The 26,760-nt window shown below is 45.4% G+C and carries 16 protein-coding genes; 7 read left to right on the plus strand and 9 right to left on the minus strand.

Annotation, left to right across the window (positions count from 1 at the left end):
* Nucleotides 1-7: 7 nt before the first annotated feature.
* Together BUC20_RS00430 and BUC20_RS00435 are read right to left on the minus strand one after the other, a co-directional pair.
* Nucleotides 8-1,135: an alcohol dehydrogenase catalytic domain-containing protein gene (locus tag BUC20_RS00430; RefSeq protein WP_200800862.1), complete on the minus strand. Its 1,128-nt coding sequence runs from the start codon at nucleotides 1,133-1,135 to the stop codon at nucleotides 8-10.
* Nucleotides 1,135-2,289 (minus strand): alpha/beta hydrolase-fold protein, encoded by a 1,155-nt coding sequence (locus BUC20_RS00435; protein ID WP_073226010.1) that lies wholly within the window; start codon nucleotides 2,287-2,289, stop codon nucleotides 1,135-1,137. Before BUC20_RS00435 ends, BUC20_RS00430 begins: the two co-directional genes overlap by 1 nt.
* A 129-nt stretch (nucleotides 2,290-2,418) precedes the next feature.
* On the opposite strand from BUC20_RS00435, the gene BUC20_RS00440 reads away from it, so the two are divergent.
* From BUC20_RS00440 to BUC20_RS00470, 7 genes are all read left to right on the plus strand, one after another.
* Nucleotides 2,419-3,291, plus strand: a complete 873-nt coding sequence (locus BUC20_RS00440; protein WP_073226013.1) for an AraC family transcriptional regulator — start codon at nucleotides 2,419-2,421, stop codon at nucleotides 3,289-3,291.
* Nucleotides 3,292-3,429: 138 nt separating this feature from the next.
* A complete protein-coding gene (locus tag BUC20_RS00445) occupies nucleotides 3,430-4,254 on the plus strand; it encodes a phytanoyl-CoA dioxygenase family protein (RefSeq protein ID WP_073226016.1) in 825 nt (274 codons plus the stop codon).
* Nucleotides 4,255-4,319: 65 nt separating this feature from the next.
* Nucleotides 4,320-5,900, plus strand: a complete 1,581-nt coding sequence (locus BUC20_RS00450) for an alpha-amylase family glycosyl hydrolase (protein WP_073226019.1) — start codon at nucleotides 4,320-4,322, stop codon at nucleotides 5,898-5,900.
* Between the two features lie 100 nt (nucleotides 5,901-6,000).
* Nucleotides 6,001-8,952, plus strand: coding sequence for a SusC/RagA family TonB-linked outer membrane protein (locus tag BUC20_RS00455; RefSeq protein WP_073226022.1), 2,952 nt, complete (start codon nucleotides 6,001-6,003; stop codon nucleotides 8,950-8,952).
* 16 nt (nucleotides 8,953-8,968) lie between these two features.
* Nucleotides 8,969-10,567, plus strand: a complete 1,599-nt coding sequence (locus BUC20_RS00460) for a RagB/SusD family nutrient uptake outer membrane protein (protein ID WP_073226024.1) — start codon at nucleotides 8,969-8,971, stop codon at nucleotides 10,565-10,567.
* Between the two features lie 18 nt (nucleotides 10,568-10,585).
* The gene (locus BUC20_RS00465; RefSeq protein WP_073226027.1) at nucleotides 10,586-11,605 is read left to right on the plus strand and encodes a SusE domain-containing protein; all 1,020 of its coding nucleotides are present in this window, start codon (nucleotides 10,586-10,588) and stop codon (nucleotides 11,603-11,605) included.
* Between the two features lie 21 nt (nucleotides 11,606-11,626).
* Nucleotides 11,627-13,954 carry a glycoside hydrolase family 65 protein gene (locus BUC20_RS00470; RefSeq protein ID WP_073226030.1) on the plus strand — a complete coding sequence of 776 codons (2,328 nt, stop codon included), beginning with the start codon at nucleotides 11,627-11,629 and terminating at the stop codon, nucleotides 13,952-13,954.
* A 72-nt stretch (nucleotides 13,955-14,026) separates the two neighbouring features.
* Here BUC20_RS00470 and BUC20_RS00475 read toward each other — a convergent pair whose 3' ends face one another.
* The 7 genes from BUC20_RS00475 to BUC20_RS00505 all read right to left on the minus strand — a co-directional run bounded on the left by BUC20_RS00475 (nucleotide 14,027) and on the right by BUC20_RS00505 (nucleotide 26,718).
* Nucleotides 14,027-15,328, minus strand: a complete 1,302-nt coding sequence (locus BUC20_RS00475; protein WP_159441022.1) for a S8 family serine peptidase — start codon at nucleotides 15,326-15,328, stop codon at nucleotides 14,027-14,029.
* Nucleotides 15,329-15,564: 236 nt separating this feature from the next.
* A complete protein-coding gene (locus tag BUC20_RS00480; RefSeq protein ID WP_073226036.1) occupies nucleotides 15,565-17,559 on the minus strand; it encodes an NAD-dependent epimerase/dehydratase family protein in 1,995 nt (664 codons plus the stop codon).
* A gap of 9 nt (nucleotides 17,560-17,568) precedes the next feature.
* Nucleotides 17,569-19,746: an aminotransferase class III-fold pyridoxal phosphate-dependent enzyme gene (locus BUC20_RS00485; RefSeq protein WP_073226039.1), complete on the minus strand. Its 2,178-nt coding sequence runs from the start codon at nucleotides 19,744-19,746 to the stop codon at nucleotides 17,569-17,571.
* Nucleotides 19,730-20,743: a lantibiotic dehydratase C-terminal domain-containing protein gene (locus BUC20_RS00490; protein WP_073226042.1), complete on the minus strand. Its 1,014-nt coding sequence runs from the start codon at nucleotides 20,741-20,743 to the stop codon at nucleotides 19,730-19,732. Before BUC20_RS00490 ends, BUC20_RS00485 begins: the two co-directional genes overlap by 17 nt.
* 5 nt (nucleotides 20,744-20,748) lie before the next feature.
* A complete protein-coding gene (locus BUC20_RS00495) occupies nucleotides 20,749-23,400 on the minus strand; it encodes a lantibiotic dehydratase (RefSeq protein ID WP_073226045.1) in 2,652 nt (883 codons plus the stop codon).
* A complete protein-coding gene (locus tag BUC20_RS00500; RefSeq protein WP_073226047.1) occupies nucleotides 23,397-24,830 on the minus strand; it encodes a radical SAM protein in 1,434 nt (477 codons plus the stop codon). The genes BUC20_RS00495 and BUC20_RS00500 overlap by 4 nt, the downstream gene beginning before the upstream one ends.
* Nucleotides 24,775-26,718, minus strand: a complete 1,944-nt coding sequence (locus tag BUC20_RS00505; RefSeq protein ID WP_073226050.1) for a RiPP maturation radical SAM C-methyltransferase — start codon at nucleotides 26,716-26,718, stop codon at nucleotides 24,775-24,777. The genes BUC20_RS00500 and BUC20_RS00505 overlap by 56 nt, the downstream gene beginning before the upstream one ends.
* Between the last annotated feature and the right edge of the window lie 42 nt (nucleotides 26,719-26,760).

Raw genomic sequence — 26,760 nt, forward strand, 5'->3', positions numbered from 1 at the left:
GTATATTTTAATTAAATAGAATGACCCCTTTGGCATTTTTTCCGGCCAGCATATCATCAAAAGCCTGCTGCAGCTCATGAAGGCTATAGGTCCTGGTAATCATTTCTTCCAGTTGGATTAAGCCCCTGTCGTACAGGGAAACAATGGCTGGCAGGTCAATCTGTGGCCGGCATTTACCATATAAGGGATTGATGTAAATTTTATCCCATTCAAACAGGTTCATGTCGAAACTGATTTCCTGTTCAATACCGCTTACCTGTATGGCGGTTCCTGCATTTCTAACCATGGCCAGAGGGGCCGCACCAAGCGCAGGTATGGCAGTACATTCAAAGGCATAGTCTGCCCCACGTCCCTGGGTAAGTTTCTTTACTTTTTCCGCGGCAAGGAGTAGTCCCTGATCTGCTTTGCTGGCCAGAATACTGTCGGTAGCACCAAAATTAAGGGCCATTTTCAGGCGTTCCGGGTTAATGTCTACAGCGATAATTCTGGCAGCACCTGAGAGCCTTGCCGCCTGTATTACACTTAGTCCAACGCCACCAGTACCCAGGACCACCACGCTGCTACCTGGTTTCACTTTGGCGGCGTTCACTACAGAGCCATAACCTGTCATGATGCCACAGCTGATGATGCTCGCAGCCGGGAATGACATGGTTTCGGACTGGTTTAAAACCACTGCTTCGGCCTTCACCAACGTATATTCGGCCATGGTGCCCAGGTTAAATGAACGTTCTATCGGTTGATCGTTAAAAGTGCTCCCGGCGGGATGGGCATGACCACCACTATTGTTCCATGCCGGGCCTGTAACCGGGGAGTTGTTTTCGCAGATGTGCTGGTTCCCTTCATTGCACTGAAAACAATGTCCACAGGGCATTGCCCAGTTCAGGATCACTTTATCGCCCGGCTTAAAGCCAGTCACTCCTGCACCGGTCTTTTCTATAATTCCGGCACCTTCATGGCCAATGATCATCTGTTTCCCCCAATTCAGGGAATCGAAATCGGTATGACACAGGCCTGCGGCGGCCATTTTTACCCGGACCTCGCCAGGGGCCGGATCGTTTACCCGTATATTGGTAATCTGAAATTCACCTTTTCCATTGGTGATTGCTGCTTTACAATTGATGTGCATTGTGATCATTAATTTAAGAATGAACCGGTTTTCCCAAATAAGAACACCAGCGGAATGGATAGCCTTTTAGACCAGGCCTGTTCATTGTGCTTGTCATTTGGGAAATACTGATATTTGAGTTTAATGGCATTGTTTTCTGAAAGTATCTTATTCATCTGCTCATTTGCTGGTAAAAAATCTTTATCCAGGTCCTGTCCGCCACAATCCAGGTAAAGTTTGCTGCCATTCAATCTACTGCTATTTTTGACTGCTTTTTCAAGGATATGGCCATCATCAAAATAGAAACCGCTGGAAAGGCAGGCGGCTTTGGAAAAGATTTCCGGATAGTACCATACCATGTAAAAAGAGATGAGTCCGCCCATTGAAGAACCGATGGCTGCGGTATTGGCCTTGTCTTTCAGTGTTCTGAAATTTTTATCAATAAAGGGTTTGAGCTCCGTTGCAATAAATTTAATGTAATTCATGCCTTCGGGTGTGCCCGAATATTCCACCCAGCGGTCTTTGGTATTGGCGATGCCCACAATGATAAATTCATCGGTTTTACCCTTTTTCATCAGGCTATCGGCCACTTCATCCATGTGCCATTCTTCACCGGCACCATTGGTATGGTCAAAAATATTTTGTCCGTCATGTGCATACAGCACGGGATATTTTTTTGCAGGTTGCTTAAAATAGGAGGGCGGAAGCCATACCACTACGTTGCGCGTATACTTTAATAAGGGACTGCTAAAGTTGTGGTAATACCTTACTGTACCGGTAATGCTGCGCTGATAAATGTCGTTCCAGCTGGTGGGCCTCAGTGTAATTGCGGTATCCTTCAATAAGGTCAGCGAGGTTGCTGCCGGGATTTGTCCACTTTGGTTGTACAGGGCCTCACGGTAATAAGATCCCCTGGTTACTTTAAAATTTACTTTTGTGTTTTTAGGCAGACTAAGCTGTTGTACCCAGGTGCTGTCGTTCAGCTTCTCCATTTTTTTACTGCGCGGGTACATCCAATTGCCCCATACCGGCTGATCGCCGATAATCACCAGGCTGTCGCCCTCCGCAGTTTTGAAAGGGGCAATCACTTTTATACTAAGTTTAACCTCCTGGGCTAAAGAAAAATTGCTGTAGAAAATAAAACCCAGCAACAAATGCATGGTAAAGGTTATCGGCTTGTTCATTGATCAGGTATTCTGGTTATTTCAAAATAAGGGCTAATAAATCAGACCTACAATGCAGAATTTGTCACAAAAGTGGGATATGTTGTCTCATTTTGGTTTGAAATAGTATATTGGTGTTAAAAAACGACAATGATAAGAGCCACACCAGAAATTGTTCAGCCTGCAAGCGAGCAGTCTTTCCTGATCAGGGCATTCGGCGATGAAGCTTTCAAGGCGCCCTATCATTTCCATGCTGAATATGAGCTGGCTTTAATTTTAAGTGGGAAGGGCAAACGTTATATAGGTAACCACATGGCCGATTTTAAAGCAGGAGATATGGTGCTGGTAGGTGCAAACCTGCCTCATTGCTGGAAACTGGTGCCTGAAAAACAAAGTGATGCAAAGGCCATTGTGATCCAGTTTTCGGCCGACTTTTTAGGTGCAGATTTTTTTGATAAGCCCGAGAATGCCGCCATCAGGTCGATGTTTCAAAAGGCAGGAAATGGAATCTGGTTCGATACAGAGAGCTTTGCTAAAGTATATGCCGCAATACTTGACATGAAGGAGCAGGACAGTTTCCATACCCTGATCGGCTTTTTAAAGATCCTATATCAGCTTACCCAATCTTCAAAACTCGTGCTGCTGGATAAAGAACCTGATGTGGCACGCCTGAGCCTGGTGGAGCAGAAAAGGATCAACCCTGTATTGGCCTATCTGGTCGAAAACTTCAGGAAACAGGTTTCTTTAAATGAAGCGGCGGCGCTGACCAATATGACGACCAATGCTTTTTGTAAGTACTTTAAAAAGATGACCAGGAAAACCTTTATGGAAATGGTGATCCAGTACCGGCTCAATTATGCCACCCAGCAATTGATTGAAACAGATAAACCAGTATCAGATATTGCCTTTAACAGTGGCTTTACCGATGTATCGCATTTCTACAAAGTATTTAAATCAAAAATGGGCCTCAGTCCTTTAGGTTATAGAAAGAAGTTTATGGTGGGATATATTAATGAAGGTTAGCCGCTTTGAATTGAAATATTTATCTGCATTTTTTTGATTTTAAAGCCATTTGGATAATATATACCATTTTATAAATAATTTCTTCATTTTTTTACGTTGTTGATTGGCTTTACTTTGGATTAACCAATTTTATAGCATATGAAGACAGAAACCAGGCATTTACCGGATCTTAATGAGGTAAGACCAACAGCCCAGGATAAAATCAACGAATTTCAGGAAAAAGGACACACACTGATCGGACAGGTCATCAGCACCGAAGAAGCTGCTGTTTACCAGCAGGTCATCAGCACTGCAGCCGCAAAATACAACGAAGAAAAAAGAAAGCTGGAAGACCGTGATACGTATGGCAAGGCCTTTTTGCAGATCATGAATTTGTGGAGGGGAGATGAGGCCGTGAAAAAGTTTGTACTGGCTAAAAGGTTTGCCAAAATAGCGGCCGACCTGCTGGGCGTAGAGAATGTGAGGCTTTACCACGACCAGGCTTTATTTAAAGAACCGGGAGGTGGGCCAACACCATGGCATCAGGATCAGAATTACTGGCCATTGGATACCAACAATACCATTACCATGTGGATGCCGCTGGTAGATATTCCAAATCCTGAAATGGGGATGCTGACCTTTGCTTCCGGCTCGCATAAAAACAACAATGTATTCGATTTTATCATTTCTGATGAATCAGAGAATGCTTTTGAAGACCATGTAAAGGAAAAAGGTTTCGAAATATCCAGACCTTCATCTATGAAAGCAGGAGATGCGAGCTGGCACCGTGGCTATACCATACATAATGCGCCGGGAAACAGCTCAGATAAAATGCGCGAGGTAATGACCATCATCTACTTTGCTGATGGGGCAAGGGTAACCGAGCCACAGCATAAATGGCAGGAAGCCGACCGCCAGGCATGGCTGATGGGGAAAGCCCCGGGCAGTTTGGCCGACTCTGAACTAAACCCCTTGTTGTTGTAAAACAACAAGGCTGCGCTGCCCTCCACTGCATTACTGTACAAACCACAACCTAACCAAATATATTTATGAACGGACTAACCAGAGGCATTGCCGCTTTATTGATGATTTTATTTTTTTGCACGAGCTGTAAGGTACAAAAGCAAAAAGTACCTGCCAATGAAGTCATGTATCATGTTTTTCAGCGCAGTTTTTACGATGCAAACGGAGATCAGCATGGTGACCTGAATGGCCTGAGGGAAAAACTGGGCTATTTGCAGGACCTGGGGATCACCTCCATTTTAATGACCCCGCTATATGAATCCGTATACTACCATAATTACTACTCCAGCAATTTCGACAAGATCGATCCACGCTATGGCAGCATGAAAGACTATATCGACCTGGTAAAGGAGATCCATAAAAGAGGCATGAAGATCTATATGGATATGGAAACCCAATATGTTACAGAAGACCATCCCTGGTACAAGGAATCATTAAATAACCCATCATCAAAATATTCGGACTATATCCTTTACGACGATAAAGCACAAAGTAAACCTTCCTCCATCGTTTACAACATCACAGAATTGAAAGGGTATGATGGCACTGTACGGAAAATTACCACGGTTAACTTAAACAGTAAAGCCGTTCATGAATACAATTATAAGTTGTTTAAATTCTGGCTCGATCCCAATGGCGATGGTAAGTTTGATGATGGTGTAGACGGTTACCGCCTGGACCATATGATGGACGATCTGGATAATAAAAAGCGGCTAAGTAATCTTTTTGCCACCTTCTGGGTGCCGCTCATTAACAAATTAAAGCAGATCAACCCTAAGCTGACCATTATGGCCGAACAGGCCAACTGGGCATCCTATGGAATAGACTACCTCGAAAAGGCGGCGGTCGACCGTGTTTTTGCTTTCCGCATCCAACAGGCCATCCCTTCCTTTAACAAAGAAAAGATTGCAGCATATGCTGATACTACTTTTGCCAGGACCCCGGCAAACAAGCAGCAGGTCGTTTTTATTGAAAACCATGACATTGCCAGGTTCGGCACTGTTGTCAAACAAAGCCCGGGAAAAGAGCGTGTGGGGGCTGCGCTGAACCTGCTGATTGGAGGAGTGCCCTCTATTTATTACGGACAGGAAATTGGCATGCTGGGCGACACCTGGTTTGGGAAATATGGTGGCATTACCGATGCCAATGAGATCCCTTCGAGAGAAGCTTTTGAATGGTATAAAAATGCCGAAGGTAAAGGCATGGCCTTCTGGTACAAAAACACTGGCCCATGGTGGGATACCAGCACTGTGAAAAGTAGCGATGGCATTTCTTATGAAGAGCAGAAAAACAATCCCGCTTCACTGTGGAATTTCTACAGGCAACTGATCGCGTTAAGAAAAGCGAATGCCGGCCTTGTTAACGGCGCTTATAAAACCTTAGTCAACAACAATAAACAAGTGTATACTTTTAGCAGGGGCCAGGGTAAAGATCAGGTGTTTGTGGCGGTAAACCTGTCTGATCAGGAACAGCAATTTAATATAACCGGTTCGGGTTCGGGTAAACTGAACCAGCAATTTGGAGTTGGGGAGCTCAGATTGAATACTGATAAAATTGAAGCCAGCATACCTGCCTATGGGCTGCAGGTTTGGCGTATTGAAGATTAAATCATACCTGTAAGAAGGATTTTTGTCGGGCCCGGTTTTGGGTTGCTGACGGCCAGCTTATGCTTAAAAATATAGCCAAATATAGATTAAACCTTAGTGTATGAACGTATCATTACCTTTAAAACAGGGCTTTGCCCTGCTACTGCTTTTCGCCGCAATAGCGGTGAAAGCGCAGACCGGATCGGTGTCGGGCAGGGTGCTCGACGAAATCGGTCAGGGCCTCCCTGGAGCTTCAGTAATTGTTAAAGGGACCACCAGGAGCACGGCTACCGATGCAAAGGGCAACTACCAGATCAGCGGTCTGCAAAACGGTAGCCTGATCCTCAGTGCCAGCTTTGTCGGCTATATTACACTTGAAAAGACGGCCGTAGTTTCAGCGGGTACCACCGTTAATTTTAACCTGGCTCCCGATGCACAAAAGCTCACGGAAGTGGTGGTAATTGGTTATGGAACGACCACCAAAAAGAACCTTACCGGAGCAGTAAGTACGGTTACGGCAAAAGATTTCCAAAAGGGTGCGATTACTTCGCCCGATCAGCTGATACAGGGAAGAGTTGCCGGAGTAACCATTATCCCCGGGGGCGGACAACCGGGCTCGGCAGGTACCATCCGCATCAGGGGTGCTGCCTCCTTAAATGCAAGCAATAACCCGCTATATGTAATTGACGGAATCCCACTAAGCGGCGAGGGGATCAGTGGAGCTGCAAGTCAGCTTTCCCTCATTAACCCAAATGATATTGAAAGCTTTACGGTACTTAAAGATGCCAATGCAACCGCAATTTATGGTTCCAGGGCTTCCAATGGGGTCATATTGATTACCACCAAAAAGGGAGGCGCTGCTGCGCCCACGTTTACTTTCAGTACGAATAATTCTTATGCAACTGTGGCAAAAAAGGTCGATGTACTTTCGGCTGATCAGGTAAGGTCTTATGTGAATGAAAAAGGCCTGGCCGCAACTAAAGCACTGCTGGGGACGGCAAATACCGACTGGCAGGACGAGATTTACGACAATGCTTTTGGTACAGACAATAACCTGAGCCTCTCGGGTACCTTTAAAAAGGTCCCTTACCGAATCTCAGCAGGCTATCTGGACCAGAAAGGTTTATTGATGACCGACCGTTTAAAAAGGGGGACAGGGGGCATTCGTCTAACCCCTTCATTATTTGAAGACCATTTAAAAGTTGATTTAAACCTGAAGGGTTCCGTTTCCAATTCACACTTTGCCAACCAGCTGGCCGTACCCAGTGCCATTGCCTTTGATCCTACACAAAATGTACATGCCGATAACCAGTTTGGTAATTATTTTGAATGGGCAAGCGGTAATGTCCCAAATGTAGCTACACCCCGAAACCCGGTTTCCCTATTGGAGCAATATGCCAATCGCGGAAAGGCCGACCGCAGTTTTGGTAACCTGCAGCTGGATTATTCCTTTCATTTTTTACCCGAACTGCATGCCAACCTGAACATCGGTTATGATGTGGCCAAAGGCCAGGGACAAACAGATGTGCCTGCAGCTTCGGCTTATTATTACTTAACCAAGGGCTACTCGCTGGCCTACCTGGGTACCCAGCAGGATAAGTTTATTGAGGCTTACCTTAACTATAACAAAACGCTGGAAAGCATCAACAGTAATTTCAATATCACTGCCGGCTATGGCTATTACGACAATTCTAAAAAGAATTACTTCCTGCCTACCTACAATGCGCTGGGGCAAGTACAGGCCACACCTAACTTCCCTTTTGAGATACAACGCAATAAACTCCTTTCTTACTATGGCCGCTTGGTTTATACCCTTGCAGGCAAGTACATTTTATCGGGTACCATCCGGACAGATGGTTCTTCTAAATTTAGTCCGGATAGCCGCTGGGGTTATTTCCCTTCAGCAGGCTTTACCTGGCGCATTAAAGACGAGGCTTTCCTGAAAAACAGTAAAGTGGTGTCCGACCTCAAGATCCGGCTCAGCTATGGCGAAACCGGGAACAAAGATGTTCCGGTAAATTACGCCTACCTGGCCAATTATAACCTGGGAGCAGACCAGGCACAGTATCAGCTTGGTGATAACTTTTACCACGTGTATAGTCCGATGCCATACGACAAGAACCTGCGCTGGGAGTCGACCACCACATATAACGGCGGACTGGATTATGGTTTTCTGAATGGGCGCATTTCCGGAAGTATAGATGTTTACTATAAAAAGACCAAAGATTTACTGGCTACGATAGAAATTCCTATTGGTACCAATTTCAGTAATCAGCTGCTCACCAACGTAGGGAATATGGAAAACCGTGGAATTGAGGCGAGCATCAATGTGGCCTTGCTTAAAGGCGACCGGGTAAACTGGGATATCGGTTTTAACTTCGCCTATAATAAAAATAAGGTTTCCAATTTAACCCTTAACAACAACCCCAATTATAAACAGGTCGCCCGTGGCATTACCGGAGGGATCGACAATTATGTCCAGTACCATGCCGTGGGCTTGCAACCATATGCTTTTTTCTTATACAAGCAGGTTTACGATGCTTCGGGAAGTCCATTGGAAGGGGTGTATGAAGATTTAAGCGGGGATGGAAGGATCAGCGAAGAGGACAGGAGGTTTTACAAATCGCCCGCCCCGATATATGTGATGGGCTTTAATACTTCTTTTAATTATAAGAAGTGGACTTTAAGCACAGTACTGCGTTCAAACATCGGTGCTTACATTTACGATAATGTCTCTTCCCAGTTTGGGGTAAGCCGCTTCATGATGAATGAGAAATACATCAATAATGCTGCGGCAGATATCTACAGGAGCAAGTTTGTGAACAACCAATACAAGAGCGATTATTACCTCAAAAATGCTTCTTTCCTGAAAATGGATAACCTGGGACTGAATTTCAATGCCGGTCGTTTGTCGCGGACCGGTACAGCCAGCCTCTCTATCTCTGCAAACTGTCAGAATGTGTTTGTCATCAGTGATTATAAAGGCATCGATCCGGAGATCTTTTCAGGCATAGATTACAATTTATATCCAAGACCCAGAACGTATACGCTGGGTGTAAATGTTGGTTTTTAAATAAAAGCATAAAGAAATGAGCAATAGATACAAAATATATACCGCTGCTTTGCTGATCATGGCATCGGTAATTGCCTCTTGCAAAAAAGACAGTTTAAACCTGATCCCTACCAATGACATCATTGCCGACCAGGTATACAGCACGCCAGAGGGATATAAACAGGCCTTCGCAAAAGTCTATGCCGGCTGGGCACTGGTGGGTACAAAAGGCCCGGGAAGTTTAATTGGCGACCTGGCAGGATTTGATCCCGCTCAGACTGACTTCCTAAGGCAGTACTGGAACTTGCAGGAACTGTGTAGTGATGAAGCCAGCTGTGCCTGGCCCGATCCGGGAGTGCCCGATGCGGTGTATGCTATGCCTGGCGCTGATAATAATATGATCAAGGGACTTTATGCCCGCTGCATTTACCAGATCACACTGGTCAACGAATTTTTACGGGAAAGCACACCCGAGAAATTAAGTAGCCGTAACATCAGCGGACAGGCCGTCACAGATATCGGAGGGTACCGCATGGAAGCAAGGTTTTTGCGGGCCTACCAGTACAGCATACTGATGGATCTTTTCGGCAATCCCCCATTTCTGACTGAAGCTGATGAAATTGGAACAACAGCCCCTAAACAGATCAGACGTGCCGATTTGTTCAACTATGTGGAAGCAGAGCTGAAAGCGATTGAAGGAGAGCTGGCGGCGCCCATGACCAATGAATATGGCAGGGCCGATCGCGCTGCGGCATGGACCATCCTGGCACGCATTTACCTGAATTCAGAAGTATACCTGGGTGTCGGTAAAGGCAAATTCACCGAAGCCATCACTTATGCAGCTAAAGTAATTGCAGCAGGATATAGCCTGGCAGGCAATTATAAACACCTGTTCATGACAGATAACAATAAAACTGGTAAGGAGATCATTTTAACGATCAATTATGATGGTTTTAAAACCCAAACCTATGGAGGTACCACTTTCCTGATCAATGCCAATGTTGATCCGGGAATGAATCCGGCATCCTTCGGCATACCAGGTGGTGGATGGAGCGGATACCGTACCAAAAGCACATTGCCACTATTATTTGGCGATTACAGCGGCAACACAGATAAGCGTGCCCTGTTCTTTGGAAATAAAATAGCCAACGATGATATTGCGGTCTCAACTGATGGCCTGCGTACCACTAAATTCCGGAATGTAAGCTCTACCGGCGAACCTGGTGGTTCACAGGATGGGACTTTGTGTTCGCTGGATTTTCCTTTGCTGCGCCTGGCAGATGTATACCTGGTATATGCCGAGGCGGTATTGCGGGGCGGAACAGGCGGCAATATGGGGCAGGCCATATCTTATTTTAACCTGATCAGACAAAGGGCCTACGGGAATACTTCAGGGAATGTAAGCACAATTACCCTGAACGATATTTTGAATGAACGGGGCAGGGAGTTATACCTGGAAGGCTATCGCCGTACTGACCTGATCCGTTTTGGAAAATTCACAGGATCGGATTATTTATGGCCCTGGAAAGGCGGGGTAAAAGGCGGCAAAGCACTGGAAGATTTCCGGGCCTTATTCCCTTTGCCTTCCACAGATGTGGTGGCCAATCCAAACCTTACCCAAAATACAGGATATTAATATTTAAGCGATACGAATATGAAATCATTGATCTTAAAATCCATCGCCCTTGGCCTCATTGCCACAGCGCTATGGTCATGTAAAAAGGATGAGGGGGCGGTTGTGGCTACTGCAGGCACTCCTGGTTCGCTGCAATCATCGGCCTCAACTCTGGTTCTAGATAAAACCATGCTTAGTACCAATGTGATCACTTTTACGCTGGGAGATGCCGATTTTGGCTATCAGGCAGCCATTACCAATACGTTACAGCTATCTGCAAAAGGAAAGAATTTTGCTGCTGATCAAACGAAAGAATTTACACTTGAACCCAAAGTTAAAAGCAAGAGTTATAATGGTTTTGATTTTAACAACCTGCTGCTTGCCCTGAACTTGTCGACGGGCAGCAGTTCTGATGTCGAGATCAGGGTTAAGTCGTCCATATCCAATGCTTTAAGCCCTGTTTATAGCAATGTGGTGACCATTAATGCACGCCCATTTCCATTAACATCCTGGGTTTACGTGCCTGGTGCCTACCAGGGATGGGATATTTTAAAGGCAGACAGCCTGGTATCGCCAACCGGCAATGGGATATATACGGGGGTGATCAATTTTGTAGCCGCAAATTCTGATTTTAAAGTAACACCGGCCAAAAAATGGGATTTCTCCTATGGCGATCTGGGTGGAGGGAAACTGGGTAGCAATACCGGCGGAAACCTTAAAGCTGCAGCAGCAGGGCCACAATTGCTGACGGTCGACCTGAATGCCAAAACATGGACATTGGCACCTGCAAGCCGCTGGTCTGTTATCGGTGATGCCGTTCCGGGCAGTGGCTGGTTTCTGGATACAGATATGAAATTTATCAACGATGGAAAGGGGCAATACCTCCTTACTACCAATCTTTTGGCTGGAGAATTTAAGTTCAGGAGGAATTATGACTGGGGAACAACCATCGGAAACGGGGCCGCAAATATTAAAGTTACTGCAGCGGGAAATTATACCCTTGTGCTTACAGTAAATGCAGATGGAAAAACGGGCAGCTATACCATGACTAAAAACTAAATAAAAAGACGATACACATCAATGAAGAACTACATTAAAGCAAATGAGTGGAAGATAATTGAAGAGGGCTTTGATCCGCACTTAAACAAAATATCTGAGAGCATTTTTAGTCTGGGCAATGGAAGGATGGGGCAGCGTGCCAATTTTGAAGAAACCTATACAGGGGATACCCTCCAGGGCAATTACATTGCCGGCGTTTATTACCCTGATAAAACCAGGGTTGGCTGGTGGAAGAACGGCTATCCGGAATCGCTGGCCAAAGTGATCAATGCAGCCAACTGGATTGGCTTAAATGTAACTATTGATGGGGAAACGCTGGACCTTGCACAGGTACAGGTGAGCGATTTTAAAAGGGAACTGAACATGCGCGAAGGCTACCTGCTGCGCAGTTTTACCGCCAGGTTAAAAAGTGGTAAGGCAGTAAGTGTAACTGCCAGGCGTTTTTGCAGTATCGCCAATGATGAAGTGGCCGCTTTGCGCTACAGCATTCGTCCGCTAAACTTTAGAGGCACCTTAACCATTACCGCTTTTACTGATGGGGATGTGAAAAACCAGGACAGCAATTATGGAGAGAAATTTTGGGAAGAGGTTGATGGGACGATCATCGGGAATGAAGCCTATTTAACTTTGCGGACTAAAAAAACAGCCTTTGAAGTGTGTACAGGAAGCAGTATCAGCATCTTTAAAGATGGGAGCGAAGTACAGCCAGAGCTGGAAGCCATCCGGAAGGATAAGTATGTAGGTCAGACATTTCACATAGATTGCGGGCAGCATGAAATCTTTACCATTGATAAAGTAGCGGCAAACCTGTCCTCCGAAAATCACCCCAAGCCGCTGCTGATGGAGCGTTGCAAACAGGTGGTCCAAACCGCCCGGGCATTTGGTTTTGAGGCCTTGCTGAATGAACAGGCGAAAGCATGGGCTGTTAAATGGCAGGAAAGTGATATCCTGATCGAAGGGGATGTGGCTGCACAGCAGGCCATCCGTTTTAATATTTTTCAATTGTTCCAGACGTATACCGGCAAGGACGATAGGTTGAACATAGGCCCTAAAGGTTTTACCGGAGAGAAGTATGGGGGCTCTACTTTTTGGGATACCGAAGCCTACTGTCTGCCTTTTTACCTGGCCACAGCTGAGCCTGCGGTAGCAAGAAATCTATTGATATACCGGTATAAACAGCTTGGGAAGGCCATAGAAAATGCCGAAAAGCTGGGTTTTAGCCATGGAGCTGCCTTATACCCAATGGTGACCATGAACGGGGAGGAATGCCACAATGAATGGGAAATCACCTTTGAAGAGATCCACCGCAATGGGGCCATTGCTTTTGCCATTTACAACTACGTCCGTTATACGAACGATACAGCTTACCTGCAAGAATATGGGCTGGAAGTATTGGTTGCCATTGCGCGCTTCTGGAAGCAGCGTGTAAACTGGAGCAATGATAAACATCGCTATGTGATCCTTGGGGTAACCGGCCCCAATGAGTATGAGAATAACGTAGACAACAACTGGTACACAAATTTAATGGCCAGCTGGTGCTTAAAGTATGCCTCAGAAGTGGCCTTAGGTCTGAAAGCCCAGCAGCCACAGAAATATATGGAGTTGCTGAAAAAGCTGGACTTTAAAGAAAAAGAGCTGGCAGACTGGGCCTATATTGTCGAAAAGATGTATTATCCCCAGGATTCGAAAAGAGGCATATTTTTACAGCAGGATGGATACCTTGACAAGGAACCTTTAACAGTTAAACACCTCTCAGCCGCCGACAGGCCCTTAAATCAGAAATGGAGCTGGGACCGCATCCTGCGCTCCTGTTTTATCAAACAGGCCGATGTATTACAGGGGCTGTATTTTTTTGAAGAAGATTATGATCTGGAAACCATCAGGAGGAATTTTGACTATTATGAACCCCGAACGGTCCACGAAAGCTCATTATCACCCTGTGTACATAGTATTCTGGCAGCAAAACTAAACGATGAGGCCCGCGCTTATGAATTTTACCTGAGGACAGCGCGTTTAGACCTCGACGATTACAACAATGATACAGAAGATGGCCTGCACATTACCTCTATGGCCGGAACCTGGATGAGCATTGTTGAGGGCTTTGCCGGAATGCGTGTCCGCAACGGGCAATTGCAGTTCAACCCTTTTTTACCCGGGAAATGGGAATCGTTCTCTTTCTCCCTCATTTTTAGAGGAGCAAGGCTCAATATAAAGATCACTGAGCATGGGATAAGGATTAAAAATGAAAGTATGGTTTCGTTAACGCTTAAAGTAAGAGAAACTTCCTACCAGCTTGCCGGATATGCGGAAATTGAAACTGGTGATAGTGTGATCCGGCCGCTGGTGTAGGGTTACATATTTTGCCAATTTGCACCTGGAAGCAGGTTTTGTTTTATCATTTTGATAGGCATTAAGGTTAAATTATGGCAGTGGATTGATCGAGGTGTTTTCGATTTTCGGAACTCCTGCACCCTGCAGTTCTGCTGGTAGACCCAATGATGTACATGCGGCAACCAAAGCGGGTTTAACATAAGCTGCGCGGGCTGCACCAGTTAATTTCTGATATTGCTCATCGATTGCCAGTTGGCCGCAAAGGAAACCGACTACCATAGGGGAGGCCAGAGACGTGCCTGCCAGATCTCCATAAGCCTGATTGATGCCATATTTGTCAGGAAACGTGGAAATCAGTCCTACTGCCGGTGCTACACAGTCAAGCTTGCTGCCAAAGTTGCTAAACATAGGTATATAGTAACCGGCCGGGTTAATACGTGTTGGATCTGTCGGAATCAATACCTGTGTAACTGAACCTGCAGGCCCCCAGGTATTAAGGCCCAGGGCGCCAACAGATATGGCTTCTGGATAGGCTGCGGGATAACTAACAGGGGTACCGGTGTTGCCCGATGCGCAGACACATACCACACCTTTATTATAAGCGTAGTTGATCGCTTCCTCTTCTATTTTGGAAGGGATTTTAGAGGCGAGGCTGAGATTGATCAGATCAACCTGATGCTCATCCACCATCATCCTGATGGCTTGCGCAACATCACCCTGGTTAGCATCTCCGCCATCGCTTGGAAACACACGTATCGAGAATATCGTGGCGCCTGAGGCCGTACCTCCGTATTGTCCGTTTTGTTGTGGTTGTGCCGCGATCAGGCCGCATACGATGCTGCCGTGAATATCAACATCGCCGCCTCCGGTGGGGTCGTACACGCCGTTAATGAGTGAACCAAGGTCGATCACATTTTGCAGGCAGGGGTTGGGGCCCACTCCGGTATCAATAACCCCAACTTTCATGCCTTTGCCTCTTGTAGCATCGTAACTGCTCAGGCCCATTAATTGCTGCCACCATCCGTAGGGGCCATCATTTGCAATTAGCGGGCAGTCTATTTGATAGCTGGTTTCGTTGCTTGAGGTTGCCATGCTCCAGTAGTTGCCAGCAGGATCGGTCATGATCATGCCGATGCTCATACCGCTGTTATCAAGCGTAAAACTTACCTGGCCATTTTGGTTGGTAATTGCGGTAACGGTATCAGGGAGATGGCCGGCTTCTACAATAACTGCAGATACTGTCGAGCCATATAAAGGTACCGGAGGCGTGTTTTCTGCTATTCCGTCTACAACAACCATCACAGGTGCAGGAGAGGGGACTGGCGCCGCTATAGTTGCATGTTGGACAACCGGACTGTTTTCTTTTGATCGCTTAAGGTGTTCTTCTGCCATGTTTTGCAAAAGCTCTTTCTGACCGTTGGTGTGCGGAATTACGGCCTCGATGTGATGCGTGCCGCTAAGCTCGCTCTTGTGTTGTTCAACAGCTTGCGGATCGGCCTCTATATGGATAACGGATTGCTTATTGCCATTGGTTTTTTTAGACCAGAACTCTGATATTTTACCTGAGATGGATTTTAGGTTGTTTGCTGGAGTATTCTGTTTGGGTGCAATGATGAAGTGAGCCATGATTAATTTAGTTTTTGACTTGTGATGTATTGATTATCATTTGTTACTGCCTCTTTGTAGTAACTCTTTAGTTCATTTTTAAAATACTCGTCGTAAAAACCGGCTATTTCCGCTGCCTTGTGTTCAGGAAATCCAAAGATGGCTCCTATCATTGCAGCGTTAATTTCTGTGGGAGTGAAATAATCCACCAGGTACGCAAGTATCTTCGATATAGCCAACAGTTTTTTCTGTGTGATATCAAATAGATAATATTCACCGTCGATGGTTATTTTTAGCAAGTCGGTTATAAAATGGTCGCAGCTTATTTGTGGTTGCTCTGTTTTATTTTGGGTGAATAGAATATCATTTGCGTTGCCGATAGTCAATTTGTTGCAGGCTGCATGACCGGCTTTAGTAAGCGCTCTCGCCAAATCGAAAACATATGGAAGATGAACAACGTGTCCGGTTTTATTGTCAACCTGGTTGGTCATCAGGTAACAGCTGCCCAACAGTCGCAGGTTAATTTTGGGAAAATCAGAGATCTGGTTTAATAGCCACTTGCAGAGGTGGTGATACGAAGTCTCAGCAGCACAAAAGATTAAAAATCTGTCAGCTGACCCAAAATTGGGTTCCGGTTCGCAGAAGTCAACCAATTGTAAGCTGAGCGGCCGGTTATCTGCGGTATAATCGCCTGTATAAGCAGGTGGATTAACAACATAGCAGTCGAAAAGCCAGTGATGATTTGGTCGTTTTTCTATAACGCCGGTCAAGAGTGCTGAAGCTTTTTCCAGGTAGCGGATGTCGAACGAACGGAATTCTTTAATTTTTTCTGCAATCTCATCTGCAACCAGCAAAACTTCTGCAACCTGGGGGGCTGCTCCATTAAGAACCATTTCTTCATACACTTCGTCACCGGTGGTCCAGTTTTGGATTGTGGACAGGTGGAATCCATGATGTTCATTAATGAGTTTCCCCAGCAATTGATCGATGTTGGAAGGCTGTGCTTTAGGAAGGGCCTCCAGAGTCTGTCTTTCCAGCGCTTCGTGAAGAAATTCATGGGTACCGCAAAGGCGGGTTTGTGTTGCATTTCTTCCAGGCCATGAGGGTAGTTTAGTAAGTGCAGTTCGTTCAGCAGGCAGATCAGCAAACGTTGCTTGCAACGCTTCTTTAAAAGGCGTTGGCCGGAAACCCAGATCTGCCGATGCATTGCTGAGATCAAGTTTTCCCTCTGCCCCCGGAAAGTATGGAAAGGCATAAACAGAAAAACCCAGGGCCATAAGATCTGTCAGGGGAAGTGCTGCGATTGGCACAGATTGCTTTCCTGCAAAACCTGCGATGGCTTGCAGATATTCTGTCATTGTAGGGCTGTCTCCGAAAGATAAATGATAGGTGTTTCCTGTTGCCTTGCCGGATTTCAGTGCCAGGGAAAAGGCAGTGACCAGGTCGCCGATGAAAATATTTAATACATGGCTGCGCTCCGCCCAGGGATAGATCATTGGCTCGCCCGTCTGGATTCGCTTCAGGAAATAAAGCTCTCTTGAAACCGGGTCACCGGGTCCCATAATAGGCGCCGAACGGAGGATCACCGAAGGGAAGGCACTTTTAGAAAATGCCTCATTCAATATCGATTCACAACGCGCTTTTAACGCTCCGTAACTATCGGGGCCATCGCCGGCGTAAGTGTGTCCGCTTTCTTTCAAAGGAAAACTAAAAGGTGGCGCATAAACGGCAATAGTACTCAGCAAAATGTATTTGCTGATGCGCCCATCGAAAACAGCGATCATTTCTTCCACTTGTGAAGGATGATAAGCAATCAGATCAATCACTGCATCAACAACCATCACTTTCAAGGTTTCGAGGATAGCAAGTGAGGAGCGATCACCGATGATCTGGTGAAGATTCGGTTTGTCATCCAGTGGTTCAGTTCCGAGTACGGTTACATGATGGCCTTCTGTAGCCAATCGCTGAGCTAGCCGGTTCCCGATAAAACCTGTTCCACCTATAATTAGTACATGCATATCGCAGGATTAGCGTAAAGTAACGTGGTCATTAATTAATTTTAAGCTATGTAAAGCTTCTTCAAGCACTGCTGCGATCAATCTGATCTCGTCTTTGTTAATAATCAACGCTGGCATCAGCACAATACTCGAAACAGCAGGATATGTCAGTACGCCATTTGATTTCATCAACTCATACAAAGCGGCTATCTGAAGGTCTGAGGCCGGTTTCCCATCATCCTGACAAATGGCTATCCCAATCATCAGACCGATTTGTCTGACCTGGCTGATATACCTGTTTTTTTTCATCAACTCTTCTAATAAATCCCGGCAATAATCGCCCATAGCGATGGCTGCCGGGATAAGTTGCAGTCTTTCTATCTCTTCGATACTGGCAAGAGCGGCAGCGCAACATGCGGGATTGCCGTTATGGCTTGAACCATGAACAATACTTGCGTCAGACTTGCTAAGCATATTTCCTATTTCAGCTGAGAAAAGGGTTGCACCCAGTGGTAAATAACCACTGTTAATTCCTTTTGAGAGGAGCAGTATATCAGGTTTGATGCCGAACCGGGTCGAACAGAACCAATCGCCTGTTCTTCCGAAGCCCGTAGCTACTTCATCAACAATGAGCAGAATTTTGTATTGGCTGCAGATTTCTTTAATACGATCAAAATAAGACTGAGGTGGGATCACCACACCTGCAGAGCCAAGTACGGGTTCAAAAATAAAGGCAGCGATTTTATCGGGAAACTGTTCCGCTAACCCGCTCAGACTCTCTGCGCAATGCAGGGCATAGTCTTCGTACTTTTGGTTGTCCGGACATTGATCAGGGTGTGGAGTAAGAATCGCGTGCAGACCAGGGACTCCAGGTCCAACCGCTACAGCTTCAGGACAAAGCCCGGTTACCCCCATGCTGCCGAAAAAGGTTCCGTGGTAGGATTGATCGAGGTAAGCAATATGGTTTTTTTCTGTTTTACCTTCAAGGTACCAATATTGCCGGGCCAGTTTTATTCCCAGTTCTACACTTTCTGATCCGGAGCCCGTAAAGTAAACCCATTGCAAGGGAAAGGGCGCTAACTGAACGAGTTTTCGAGCCAGGAGTATCGAGGGTAAATTACCTCTTCCGGCAAAAAGTGTCGCATAGGAAATGGTATTTAATTGCTGGTTGATTGCGTTGATGATCGTTTGGTTACCCAGGCCGCATTGCACGCTCCATAAGCCCCCTGAAGCATCGAGATAGCTTTTGCCGCTCGAGTCGACCACTATGCAGCCTTTGCCACTTACCAGTGTCAGCACTTTGTCTGTAGGTTGATGGCAGAGGTAAGGATGCCACAAAGGGTATTCAACATCCTCGCGTTTACTGCACACATATAGATATCGCAAATTCTTGTCCTGATCAACAGCCGTAGGTATACAACGGCTGATCACGAGTCCGGCACTTTCCAGCTCATCTTCAAGTTGTTGCCGCCTGAGCATGGCCAGCTTCTTAAATTCAAGTATCAGATGGGTTTTATCATCAGCATTTACTTCCCAAAAAGAATTTTCTACCATGATGTTTTCGTCATCGTAAGCTTTAATACCCAGCGTAATAGTGATCTCAAGCTGCTCGTGCCTGAGGTCAAGTTCGAGAATACTTTCGTTAACCACCATTTCGGGTGAAGTTACATCGAAGGCAAAGATGCCGCCCTTAGCCAGGTGTCTGGCCGCGCATTGCATGATCTTTTTCCGGTCAGATGGGTCTGTGAAAAGCTGCAGGCTACAATAAGGGAATATAATTAAATCGAATGGTGATGCAAACTCATAATTACGCGCGTCTGCCAGTTGAAGTTGCATTCGCGAATGTTCATTTAATGGTTGTTTTAGTTTTTCAAGCAGTATATCCAGCATATCCTGCGAATTATCAAGGCCAGTGATGGTATGGCCTTCCTCAAAAAGTGGTATAGTTACCCTTCCCGAGCCGCAGCCCAATTCTAAAATGGCGCCATTTGCTTCTTTGGCTAGCTGTGAGTAATACTTCAGGTCAAAGCGATCCAGAAAAAGAGCATCGTTTAACCGGGCCATCAGCCCCTGGTAATTCGCCATTTCTGTGATGATCGATTCATTTTTTTTTAACTGCGCAAAAGGGCCCCAATAGTCGGGAACTGTAGCTGCTGTCGTAGTTTCTGGCTCTACAAAAGCATTTTCTTCTTCATTGAGTGGAAACATGATGATCTTGGTCTAAGGTTGAATAATCTATGATATTGGCTACCAGGTAATAAATATATCGCTCCACAACATATCCAAGCCCTAATCTGTTAACCAGTAAATGCAGATAAGTCATCAGAATATGCGATGCTTTGCTGGGAAGTTCGATAGATTTAAAGGCTGACTTTCTCGTCAATAGTTCTGTCTGCCATTGTTGCAACAGCTTTTCTACCTGTGTGCTTTGGCCTGATATATTGGTTATTTTTGCTGTAATTCCGTTATTTAAATGTTCACCGGAAGTGTTTGACAGCAGTTCTTGCAGGCGCTGGATAATGTCGGCCAGCATCGGTAGCTGTTCTGTAAAGTCAGGCAAACCATTGGCATAAAATTCCTCTTCAACAGGGCTGTCGGTAGCAGTTATATTGGTGCTGGCTTTGCTTGCTTCATGAAACAGTTTTGCAATCTCCTGCGGTCCTTCATCCAGCACACCTACCATCATTACACAAATATCTATAAGAATGGTTAGCCGGGCGGCCATATTTCCTCTGGTGAGTTTTAACAGGTTAAATGCAAAAGACGAGGAAAAGACAAAATGCGATTCACTAATGGTCTGTGCCGCACCGCGACCGTAACGATGATATTCAAAATGGTAAGGCATTTCCACAATTTTTACCTCATTGTACAATGCTTCGGTCTTTTCAAGTTGTACCAGTCCCAATTGTTCCTGGAAGGCCTGCATTTCTGTAGCAAATGCCTGGTATCGTGCAGCGTTTTGTGGCGTATTGGGATAGGTATTTACATGATCGTTCAGCAGTTCGGTAATTTCATCGATCATCCTCGCCTTATCAACAGCATCATAAAAACGTATGCGCAGGTGATCGCCGCCGTTCCAATAGCGCAAAAAGAAAAAATTGCGGATGGTTTGATCATTCCGACAGGCGGTAAGATAGGGCAGTATCTTGTCGATCAACAGTTCATCTTGTTGGCCATGATAGTAGATATGGATAGAGGTGACCATAGAATTTAGCTGGAGGTTTCGTTTTCATAAATTTCAAATAACAATTCTGACGTATATTGACCGGCGCTTTTTACGCTGTCCGGAGCCGGAAGTGCTTCGATAAAACTGATGCGGAAACTGGCATCCAATAAAGTATATTTCAAAAAGAGCTGGAAAGTGGCATAATCGTCCCAGTTTACGTAAAAGGGTTTGTGAACGCGTTTGAAAGGGACTTCCCTCATCTGGCTTTTTACGAAATCACGATAGCTCATTGGAACAATGAATACTTCAGCAGGCATGTCTAATGAGGCTGCCCAGTCGCGTACGGCCATGTAATGGGAAGAATTGCTTTGTTCGGCCATTTGTATGGGTATCTCTGAAGAAGGAACAGACCAGGCCCTGCGCATTAGAACGACCCGGCCCGATGTGATGCGCGGATAGCTCCGGATTCCAGTGGTTTGTAGCTCCTCGTCAAAATCGCATAGCCGTTCAAACAGCGGAAAGTTGGGCGTAAATGCCGGCCCTAACATGGTCAGAAATTTGTAGAAAGGCGGAAAATAAAGACTCGACAGTGTACCGCGATGTAAGGGGACGATCTGTTTGGCGATCCGGGCGTCAAAAAGCATAGGGTTGCCATGCTCATCCCATTGGATGTACAGGTCTTTCCAGGCCAAATATTTTTCCAGATCATTTTCCCTCACCTGTTGTCCGGGGTAGTAAAGGCTTTTGCCTGAAACCGGCGTACGTATCTGCCCCTGAAAAGCCATGGTAGCGATGATATCTGAAAAATGACGGGGCCCGGCCTCCTTGTCGATTTGAGTGGTAAGGAAATCAAGGTCTCCGGTTACGGTATGCGGAACGGTGAACATGGTACCGTACCCTGCAAATACCTTGTTTAACACAAATTGCTGCTGGGATCTGTCATCTCCTCCGACGAATTGGCCAGTTAAAGTTGCCGAAACCGGAAGTGATTGATCCTGGAAGGAAGCAGCGCTGTCAGCCCATTTCTCCCAAAAATTATCCGTAAGTATAAGTTCTGCCCCTGCGCCATTCATGAGCGCATATAGCTCAGCCACGAAAGCGGAGGCTGCATCGTTTTGCGCTAGCGCATGTTTTGATTTATTTAATAGTTCCGGGTTGAGCAATGCATTTTGATCGGCCACCAGATCGTCGTCATCTGCTTTACTAAAAAGCTGATTAAAGAATTCTATGGCAGGCATCCGGCTGCCTACCGCTGGTCCGTTATGCAAAAATTGATCTTTTAGCCATTGCCTTAGCGGATAATCGGCATCAAAAATAGGAAGTACAGACAGGAGTTTATTAAAATCCTGCTGATAATCCTTCAGTGTGTGAGCAGGTAGCTGCTGCGGATTTATCCGGTAAACGCTGTTGTGAATGATTTTTTGAGTGCTTATACTTACCCCCGAAATGCCTGAGTTGTCGAACAACTGCCGGGTCTGCTCAGCAATTTCCAGCAACTCATCTGCTTTGGCATCGGCTTGCAAATTGTATAAAGCAGCTTTTCTGGCATCGATTTTTTGCAATTGCGCTGCTACTTCAGGAAAAGTTTGTTGCAGCACCTCACTTTGGGCCAGGGCGCCTAAACTGTCAAGATCGTTTTCCTCAAAGTCTAAAACCGGCACCAATAAATGCAAAGCCAGCATTTTATCGATAGCAGCTAACAACCTGTTTTCATCATGAGGAAGTTGTTCACTTAAGAATGAGGCCAATTCATTACGGTATAAAGGTCGCTTCTGGTTTTGTAGGATGTCTTCGGTAAGCAGAAAGACCGTGTTCAGTGGAAGTTCACTGATTGATTCGGCCGCTATATCGGTCAAAGTTCTTTCTGCAGTTGGTGCATAGAGAACAATATATTTTTCACTGCTGCGTATTGCGGTTTTATTCCACACCAGCGGCAGTCCGGTGTTGGTTGAGGATAGTTCGTTACTCAGATGATTCACTAAGGCCTTAACCAGGCCGACATTGAAAACATGTTGTTCTATTACCGCGCGTTCCGAACCAAGTTGGTCACTGACCATAGGATTAGCCTCCATCATACCACAGGCAATGGTGCTGAGGTGGCTGAACGGGCTGGTTTTGGTAGCCATGCGGAAAACATAGGCAAGACCCGATATTAAAGCTCTGCGTTGGTTCTTGTTTAGAGTTCCTTCGACGGGTAGTGTACCAAGTGTCCGGAACAGGTCCGGCTGTGCATAACAAATAGCGGTACGTACCGGGTATTGTTTGAACAGGTCTCTGAACCCCGGTGAGATCGATAATAAAAAATTATTGGCTATTAATTCTGCATCTGCCCGGAGGTTGGCTATATCAGTATTTTGATGGTGCCAGTGGGACAGGGGGCGATAAATGTTTTCGGGAACCTTTTCTTTTGCCTCTGCAAGGTCAAAGTTTCTTGAATTGAATATACTGCGCTTAAGTGCTAGTAAATACTGGCTTTGTTCTTTGTTACAACCCTGGTTGATCAGGCTGAAAAGCTCGTCGTTCAGTTTAGAAGACAGCTGTTTATGTAGCATTTCAAGCGGAGCCAGTTCATCAGCTATTTTCGAAAGACTGAAATTTCGGACTGCGCCAAGTTCTGCCACTTTAAGGCCTGATTCCCGGACGATGAATACCGGGCCGAGTCTTAAAATCGTTGCCGAACGTTGCGCCGTTATCATAATTCTGCCGTTGCCCAAACCTGAGTAAAAGTTCTTCGTTGTGAAGCGTTTAGGAAATAACGGTTATTTAACGAAATAACCACTTGCTGGTCTTTGAGAAATGTAATGAAATTATCGATTTTCTCCGGGCTGATCTCTATCATCCGTTGCTTTAGTTCCTCCAGATCGACGATGTCGTCCATATAACCATAAAGTTCAGACTGCAGGCGATTGAAGTTCAGGAATCGCCAGGTTTCGAGGCTGCCGCGCTTATCGAAAAGTTTAGAAAAGTTTGGACCCTGACCTTTCGATAAATTGGCTTCGGGTGAGTGAGCCTGCCATGCTGATATATAATCATAGATGTGGCTGCGATGTAGTGCTTTTTCGTTATTTTCGGTTTTGATAAACAATCCATTTGGAGCTGGGAAACCAAAGAATAGGGGAAGGCCTTCTATGAATTGATTCCATTCTTCATCAGGCGATGACGCTGCGTATAACTGCCAGCTAACCTGAATTTCCAGGCCATGTAACCTCTTTACGCGATTTAATAGCTGCAGGTTTTTTAAGTAAATATCCTGCTGGCTGATATTCTCCGCACTGTTCAGAATAGTAACAGAGTTTATACGGGCATCCTTTAACAACTGCAATAATTCCATATTACAGTTTTCGGGAAGTTCACAGTGAAAATGAAAACTGTAACGGATGTCGGCGAAGGTCTGGGCAATTTCTGAGACCTTTTCATAAGTGCAGGAATCATCAAGGTCGACAAAACCGAGGTTGAAATCGAGGGAGTGGTATCTTTCTGCCAGGGAAAAAACCTGCGTCACCACGTCAAACTGCGGGTGGTCAAGAAATACCGGCAACCCGATTGGTTCCTCACCGGTGTATCGCGCGCGGTACTGTTTAGTGAAAAAATTAAGATCGCAAACTTTAAGATCACCCGGTTTATTAGATTTAAGCGTTTCAGAAGGTATTTGATCTGCAACTGGTAATATTTTCAGTAACTGGGTACACAATGGTTTTTGTGAATCATAAACGGATACCATAGTGCTCATCGTATCAAAGTTTATCAGATTCTGAGATAAGTTCGGGATATCAGGTCGTACCCGGGTTGTTGAATTTGAAAAGAAAAGTAACCGGGATGCAGGGCAGGTGGAACTAATTAAAGACAAAAGATGATTAAAGTCTCCGGCCTGGGCTCCCTGCGAATCCTGAACAAGCCATATATCGGTATATTCCTCCGTGTTTTCTATGAGGTTGAGCATGGTTTTATACGGCTCATCAGCGTTACTTCCCATCGGGGAGGCTAACTCAAGGCCAGGAAATATAACCTGGTAAGAAATACTCAAGGTCTCCAGCAATGAAGCCAGCAACAAAACCCGGTGGTGCAGGTGGTTATTGAAGGTGGTCCAGGGAGAGGCTAAAATCAAGATTCGTTCGCTCATTAACATTTTGTTTAATACTGGTTTTTGGAATATCAAGTCGTAAAGGGAGACTGATCAGTTGTTTGCTTTCCGAGCGGTATATTTGGCGTTGCTCTACCATCTTATCTATAAATTGTCGGATACTGTCCTCGCTCAGTTTTTTATTAAATTTATTGATCAGATTTTCTTCGCGAACAACTTCATCGCAGGCAGCAAAGATTTCTGCTTCAATGCCTTCTATCTCAATAAGGGCGGTCTGATGGATATCTTTGCCGGGATAGGCCAGTTTGCGTTTATCACGTATCTTGATAAAGCCAGGACCTCTTCTTTGAACCAGCATCTTCGTGGCATAATTTTCCCGCCATGCGTCAAGTTCCTCGCGCAGCCTGGCGTAAAGGGTTTTTAGCTTAGGCGAAGGAGTGGTAACCCTGTCAAAATTGAAATAAAAGGCCAGGCTTTCATGATCAATTTTAGGATCGCAGAAAATGTCGTAGTAATAGGATTTCGGTGTGATGTTGGTAATGCCAAATCTCTCGGGCGTATTGTGTAAAGGCGCGTAGCGATTAAGCTGCACAGGGATCATACCTTCTTCATGAAGCGGTGGCAGGTGTGTAATAAACGGTATCAGATCTATCATCACCTGGTAATCCTCTTCAGTTTCATCCAGATTTTCGTAGATCAGGTTCCAGTTTACGACGATATCCTGCTCTGCACATAATTTAAGGCATTGTACTTGTTTTGCTCCTGTGGTACCTTTGTCCATCAACCGTAATATATTGTCGCTAAAGCTTTCCATTCCGGGCTGTACAGAGCGTACCCCTGCATCTTTAAAACGGTTGAGCTGATGTGTGGAAAGATTAGACTTACATTCAAAAAAGAAACTTAGATCATATCCCAGCTCATTTCTTAACTCGGCTATCTTTGGCAATAGTGAATTAAAAGCCTCATGGCTGATGATACTGTCAACCGGAAAAAACTCCAGACTTTTGTGCTTAGTTGCCAATTCCATGATCTCATTGAGCACCCTGTCGTCAGACTTGGTGCGATATTTTAAAATTTCATCGTCTATACCACAAAACGTACAATGGTGTTTTTCTCCCCACCAGCATCCTCTTGAGGTTTCGATTTGGAGATAAGGCTCTATATTATTAAGGTGGTATTGATTGAGTTGTGAAAAATAAGGTTCATAGTCAGGTACCGGCAGTTCATCCATTTTGAAGTATGGTTTATTGTGCGCGGTCTTTAAAATTTCGTTCTTTTGACCTCGATATAACAGTCCTGGAACTGATGTAAGATTTTTTTTATCGTCTCGAAGTGCTTCTACGAATGGAACGATGGTGGAGTCTACCTCACCTTGCAATATGTAGTCGATCTCTGGAAATGATCTGATCATTTCGTCGCCCATCGGAGCGCTGGTACTTGGGCCACCAAAAAGAATAGAGATATGTGGATATTGCTGTTTTATTCTGCGCGCAAGGGCCAGAGATGCGACGGTTTGCTGCATCATCACCGAAAAACCTACCACATCGTAATTTTCCCAGGCTGTGCTGCTGAACAGGTAATCTATGCAACGTTCGGCCTGATGGACTATATTTTTATAAAATTCGGAAGAACAACGTCTTTCTTCTCCTTCACGCGAGCTGCCTTCAACAAATTTTTCAAGAGTGGCTGCGGCTTCGTCGCTGCTGATATTGAAGTAAAGTGGGGAAAAGGCAATTTCGGATATCGGGAGTTTGGAAATTTGATTGATGATAAAACCATCGTTTTCTAAGAAGTCACAGAAAGCAAGGTTGCCATACATCATATCGCAAGGGTAGCCCTGGTCGTTCAGGATAGAGCGCACAAGTGCCGGTCCCAATCCTGGGAAATCAATGCTTGCCCAAGGCATCAGCGCGATCATTACTCTTTTGGCCATTTCAGGGAGATTAAGTTTAAGAGAGTTATTTGTCTGAAAATC

The sequence above is a fragment of the Pedobacter caeni genome (genome assembly GCF_900129215.1).
Taxonomy (GTDB): Bacteria; Bacteroidota; Bacteroidia; order Sphingobacteriales; family Sphingobacteriaceae; genus Pedobacter; species Pedobacter caeni.